Annotated in this window: 7 protein-coding genes and 1 riboswitch; of the genes, 6 read left to right on the top strand and 1 reads right to left on the bottom strand. The window is 42.1% G+C overall.

Translation table 11 applies throughout. The annotated features are described in order from the left end of the window. The 6 genes from R6U02_RS06160 to R6U02_RS06135 all read left to right on the top strand — a co-directional run. The coding region (locus R6U02_RS06160; protein WP_410262746.1) for a heavy-metal-associated domain-containing protein at positions 1-162 on the top strand (162 nt) is incomplete at its 5' end. A 24-nt stretch (positions 163-186) separates the two neighbouring features. Next, a complete protein-coding gene (locus R6U02_RS06155; protein WP_410262743.1) occupies positions 187-474 on the top strand; it encodes an iron-sulfur cluster repair di-iron protein, ric in 288 nt (95 codons plus the stop codon). 662 nt (positions 475-1136) lie between these two features. Beyond that, positions 1137-1778: a hypothetical protein gene (locus R6U02_RS06150; RefSeq protein WP_410262742.1), complete on the top strand. Its 642-nt coding sequence runs from the start codon at positions 1137-1139 to the stop codon at positions 1776-1778. Further along, positions 1757-2500, top strand: a complete 744-nt coding sequence (locus R6U02_RS06145) for a cytochrome c biogenesis CcdA family protein (RefSeq protein WP_410262745.1) — start codon at positions 1757-1759, stop codon at positions 2498-2500. The genes R6U02_RS06150 and R6U02_RS06145 overlap by 22 nt, the downstream gene beginning before the upstream one ends. A gap of 10 nt (positions 2501-2510) precedes the next feature. Further along, entirely contained in the window at positions 2511-3179 is a 669-nt protein-coding gene (locus tag R6U02_RS06140; protein WP_410262741.1) for a TlpA family protein disulfide reductase, read from the top strand. Positions 3180-3537: 358 nt separating this feature from the next. After that, a riboswitch (NiCo riboswitch) is annotated at positions 3538-3645 on the top strand. A 136-nt stretch (positions 3646-3781) separates the two neighbouring features. After that, positions 3782-5656 (top strand): heavy metal translocating P-type ATPase, encoded by a 1875-nt coding sequence (locus tag R6U02_RS06135; RefSeq protein ID WP_410262740.1) that lies wholly within the window; start codon positions 3782-3784, stop codon positions 5654-5656. Positions 5657-5740: 84 nt separating this feature from the next. Here the strand turns inward: R6U02_RS06135 and R6U02_RS06130 are convergent. After that, a partial coding sequence (locus tag R6U02_RS06130) for a cadmium resistance transporter (protein ID WP_410262744.1) occupies positions 5741-5881 on the bottom strand: 141 nt, incomplete at its 5' end.

The following is a 5881-nucleotide window of genomic DNA, read 5'->3' as shown; positions in this document are numbered from 1 at the left end:
AAAGCACTAGAAGGTATCGATCAGGGAAGCGTTAAAGTGATGTTCAATTCTAGCAAAGCTAAACTAACCTTTGATTCCGATGAAGTTACAATAAAAGAAATTGAAAAAGCTATCGAAGAACTCGGTTATCCGGTCATCAAATCGACTGTCAAAGCTGCTTAACTATTTTAGAAAGAAGGAAGAACATTGCTGACATTTAAAACGGTTCTAAACGATTATTTTCCAAAACTCGAATTTTACACCGTTCCCCTGACGCGTGCACATGGAAAAAATCATCCTGAAGTCTTTGATGTTCACGAATTATTCCAGACCATGAATGCCAAAGTAAACGGTTCGGATAAACCGGATTTAGATAAAGAATTCAAGAGATTACGCGAAGTGACAAACAACTATGCGTTACCGACAGATGCATGTGAAACTTACGAGGCAGTCTACAGCATGTTGTCTGAAGCCGACGAAGCGTACTACGTTTAAAAAGATTAAAATGAATAGACCAGTTAAATGCCAGAGAAAAATACTTTTCTCTGGCATTTTTTTCAGTGATTTTTTAAGAGTAGTCAATACTCGCTTTAAGGCGAGTATTACCCTCATGAAGAGCAGGTTTTGAGCCTGGTTCGACAAGTAGCGAGATTTATTAGGCCCCTATTTACCGAAGTGGAACAAGTTCGGTAATTAGAAGACCTTCATGTGATCGTAATGACCGAACCTCACCCTAGTTCGACAAGTAGCGAAATTTTTAACGCTCCTAACGACCGAATGAGAGCAAGTTCGGTAATTAGAAGACCTTCAGATAATTGTAATGACCGAACCTTGCCCAGGTTCGACAAGTAGCGAAATTATTAAGGCTCCTAACGACCGAACGAGAGTAAGTTCGGAAATTAGAAGACCTTCAGATAACTGTAATGACCGATCCTTGCCCATCCCCTCACATCTATGCCCATTTCCAGAGTTGACTCATAGTTAAAATATGTGTAAGCTAGTATAAGTAAACCCCTAGGGGTATAAAGCCTTTGAGGGCCTTGTTGATCAGCATTACAAGATTGAAATCGACAGATATATCAATAAATATTTCAATAAAATATAATGATTTTTACCAGGAATTACCCAGTCAGGTATGTAGAGTTAGGAGAGTTTATGTGGAAAATATAATAGCCAACCCGATGTTCACCGCTATAGTCACCTTAATAATCGGTGTAGGCATTTGGTTTGGTTTGTCAGATGAGTCGACCGGGGTGAAAAAAAGTGTTGTTTCTATTTTTATGGATCACGTTTTTTATTTCGTCATGGCTTTATTCGGGATCAATGCACTATTTAATTTTAATGAAATCATTCAAGTGCCTTATCGCATCCTGTTGTTTTCATCCAATGTGGTCTGGATAGCCACACTTGGTGTTTTAATATATGGAAGTTATCAATATGGTGAAAAATTATGGGCAGATAAAACAAAAGCGAAAAGTGTGGCCAAGCTGGCAACCACGATAGGTTTAGTGAATCATGTCTACATGTATTACCGCTACACATCAGTAAACACCCTTTTATTGATTTTACTGTTCGTAAGTTTACTTGCATTGCTGACCTTTACACCGCTGACTAGGAAAGTCTCGCCCCTTTTAATTTTAGTTGGTTTCGGGGCATTACATTTACTGATCATGGGTACGCGCTCAGTCATTTATTTCAATTTTGCATTTTCTCCTTTAGCTATTCTGTCACTGTTTTTAGTGTTTAGCGGCTTGCTCTGGGGTTATAAAAGGAGGCTATTACCATCGAAACAGAACTAACCGCTTTATTAGCTTTCGCAGCAGGAGGGTTGTCATTTTTTTCTCCATGTACGCTGCCGCTCTTACCCCTATATTTGTCTTATATCACGGGTAAAAGTGTCAAAGAAGTCAAAGAAAATCAGTCGATAGCTTTCAAAAAAACAGTCATGGTGCACTCCTTACTTTTCTTACTGGGAGTATCTGTGGTTTATGTCAGTTTGGGATTGAGTATCAGTTACTTAGGTGGTTTCTTCAACCAGCTGTTGACCGGATCAACCAGTCTGCTCTTGCAGCGCATTGCGGGATTGCTCATCATTGTGATGGGGTTGGTTACCGCTGAATGGCTTCAAATTCCGGCACTATTAAAAGATACGCGTAAAATGACCGGTAAACGGACGACCAGCTTTTTATCCAGTTTCCTCATCGGACTTGGCTTTGCGGCAGGCTGGACACCGTGTATTGGACCGATATTCTCGTCGATTCTTTTGATCGGTGTGTCAACAGGTTCGCCACCGGCACTTTATTTGACGCTGTATATCATCGGATTCGCCCTTCCGTTCCTGCTGGTTTCCTTCTTCATTGGGAAAATGGATAACGTGATGAAGCACAGTCAGAAATGGATGAAAATCGGTGGCATACTCATGATCGTCATGGGTATATTACTTTTCACCGGCACACTTGAAATATTATCAGAATGGATCGCCCAGTGGTTAGAAGGCACACCATTCGAATTGTTAGGATAGGAGCGATTGTATGATAAAAAAAGGATTATGGGCGGTCATTGCCGTTATGTTGATTTATGTGGTTTTTGATTTTGTTGCCGGATCGAACCGGGAACAGGAAGTAAGAGAGCAGGCATCTGTTCAGAATGAGATAGGCGTACAGGAAGAATTGGATACAGAAATGGATCTGGAAGACATGTCTGAAGAAGAAATCGAAGCCCTGAAGGATGAATTGGCCGCTCAAAATAGCGGTAGTGAAACGGGTTCAATGATAGAATTCGGTTTGAACCCCGGGAATACGGCGTATGATTTCCAGTTGGAAGATATGGAAGGAAACACCGTCCAGTTATCGGACTACAGAGGTAAAAAAGTTTTCCTGAATTTCTGGGCGAGCTGGTGCCCGCCTTGTCGGGTGGAAATGCCACACTTGCAGGAGTTCCATGAAGAACAGGATGACGTGGTTATTCTAGGGGTCAACGTCACCTCTTCTGAAAGCGATCTGGCTAACGTGCCGGTATTCGTGGAAGAATTCGAGTTGACCTTCACGAACGTTTACGGTCCGACAGAAATCACGGATTTGTATCGAGTGGAATCCTTACCAACGTCTTACCTTATCGGCAGTAACGGTATCATTTATGAACGGGTGGTAGGTCCCGTAACCAAAGATATCCTGGAAGCAAAATTTTCAATGATCGAATAATAATAGCTAGCGCTTTCTCATAAAAACTGAGAAGGCGTTTTTTTTGAAAGACTTTCAACTTCATTGCTTTTCATAATGATATAGCGTAACAATGCGTAAGAAGAAATCGTTGTGAAACAAGTTTTTCAGATTTTGTTATTTTTTTTATCGAAGAATTTCTGTCACTAATCAGTACTGTTCTAAGAGAAAGATGCCTGTTTAAACTGATTTAAACTGATTTTTTGTAAGTAATGGCTTGACCGCTAAAAAACAATATGCTATCCTAAGGGTAACTTCACAAGATGAAAAGAAATTTGTGATATAAAAAATCGTCACTTTAAAAACTAAATACGAAAGCAATGAATATCAATTTTTAGATTCATTGCAATTTGAACAGGCGGTGAATGCATTAAATGGTTCATGCGGCCGGGCTGCAATATTTGCGGCAGCAGAATATGTATATTGAGGACATATCTGTGGGACAGTTAATTCTGTTCTACGGGTATGTCCTTTTTTTATCGTGACTGTGTAATAAAGGAGGAAAACAGCAGAATATCTGGCATTCTATCACGGCTTCATTAAAGTAGTTTTAGCTGAAAACAACAAGAAAGAAGGGTTTTAAAATGATAAATTATTTAACGAAAAGCAGACAGGGGCAGTTCTTAGTTATAGGTATTTTATTCACAGCACTGGGATTTATCTTTATGTCTATCAACGATAGCTACAGTGCAGGGCTGTTTTATGCCGCAATATTTTTTCTGGGCTTCTATGCGGCAAAAGATGCTGTCATCGAAACAATCAGAGACAAGTCGCCAAATGTTGATCTGCTGATGATTTTAGCTGCAGTCGGCGCAGTTATTATCAATTACGAGTCTGAAGGAGCTGCGCTGCTGTTGATCTTTGCAACGTCCGAAGCACTGGAAGACTACGCAAACAATAAGTCGACAAGTGCGATCTCTGAATTGATGGCTCAGGTACCGGAAACGGCTCAGGTATTGAAGGGAAACGGGGAAGTCGTTACCGTTCCAACAGAAGAGCTGGAAATTGGCGATACGGTCGTTGTCACAAAAGGCGCGCAGATTCCCATTGACGGAATCATTGATCGGAAAGCCGTAGTCAATGAAGCGGCTTTGACGGGGGAAGCCATTCCAGTAGAAAAAAATCAAAAAGATGAAGTGTTTGCGGGCACGATCAACGAAGGCGATGTTTTCCATTTGGAAGTGACTAAATCGAATGACGAAACCGTTTTTTCAAATATCATTCGAATGGTTGAGGAGGCCCAGAGCCGACCGTCCCGTATTTCCAAGTTTATTGACCGCATTGAAAGCAAGTATGTGATTTCCGTGCTGATCATCGTTCCGATTTTTATCTTCGTTCTATATTCGGTGATGGCTATTCCTTTTGAGGAAGCCTTCTACCGAGGCATGGTCTTTTTGACCGTCGCCAGTCCATGCGCCTTAGTCGCTTCTGCCACACCGGCAACGTTAAGCGCGATCAGCAATGGGGCGAAAAACGGGGTCTTGTTTAAAGGGGGTGCCGCGATGGAAGCCTTGAGTACGATGGATACCCTGTATACAGATAAAACAGGCACACTGACATACGGTGAATTCAAAGTCGATGACTACAGCATACCGGATACTGTCTTGAAAGAAATCATTTATATGGAGCAGCAGTCCAGTCATCCGATTGCCCGAGCGATCGTTTCGGCGTTCAAAGAGATCGATTTAAGTGCTGTCAATCATGAAGAGGCTATAAATGAAATTGCCGGCTCCGGCATTCAAAAAGGTAGAATACGCGTCGGGAAACCCAAAGCTTTCAGTGATTACGAGCAGTATGATCATTTCCAGAAATACTTCCAGAAAGGCAATACCATTATCCTGGCAGCGAAGGATAACGAGGTTGTCGGCTACTTTTCACTCAGTGATCAGATTCGTACCCAGTCCGCTGAAGCGGTGGCTAACTTCCAGAAAGAAGGGATCAAAGTCACGCTCTTAACGGGAGACAATGAAGAAGTGACGGCCAATGTCGCGAAAATTGTCGGGGTCGATCACTATAGAGCGTCCATGCTACCTGAACAAAAAATCGATTACGTCTTGCAGAGTCAGAGCAAGGAGGAAGTCGTGGGAATGATCGGCGACGGAATCAATGATGCACCGGCTTTAGCGAATGCAGATATCGGGATCGCGATGGGGAGCGGATCTTCTGTCGCTATGGAATCTTCCGATGTGGTTGTCGTCAAAAATGATTTGTCTAAACTGTTTTACAGTTACAAGTTGAGTAAACGCTTGAACACCATTATTTTCCAGAACGTCGTTTTCTCTATCAGCGTGATCGTGACCTTGATTGTTCTGAACCTCTTTGGTGTTCTTGGACTACCGCTGGCTGTGCTGTTCCATGAGGGATCGACGATACTCGTTATTCTGAACGGACTGCGCTTGATCGGGTCAAAACCTGGAAAGGAGGAAGTGGACACTTCCTATCGGTCTGTTAAAGCCTAAACTGCAGGAGACCGATTAAATCGCATATAAAAAAAGGCCACTAGGACTGTAAAATCAGTCTCAGTGGCCTTTTTAAGTTTGTATTTAGTTAATCAGAGCGAAGAGGGTCTGGAGGGTGCCGTTTTCCAGCATGATAAAAAATCCCAGACCGATGAATACGACAGGGACAATAATCCGTTCGTATTTTTCGAGCGTTTCAGACACAAAAGATATCTTTGCCAGCCG

Source organism: Alkalibacterium sp. (assembly GCF_046484155.1).
Lineage (GTDB): Bacteria > Bacillota > Bacilli > Lactobacillales > Carnobacteriaceae_A > Alkalibacterium.
The sequence above is the reverse complement of the archived record's forward strand: the minus strand, read 5'-3'. Positions and strand labels throughout refer to the sequence as shown.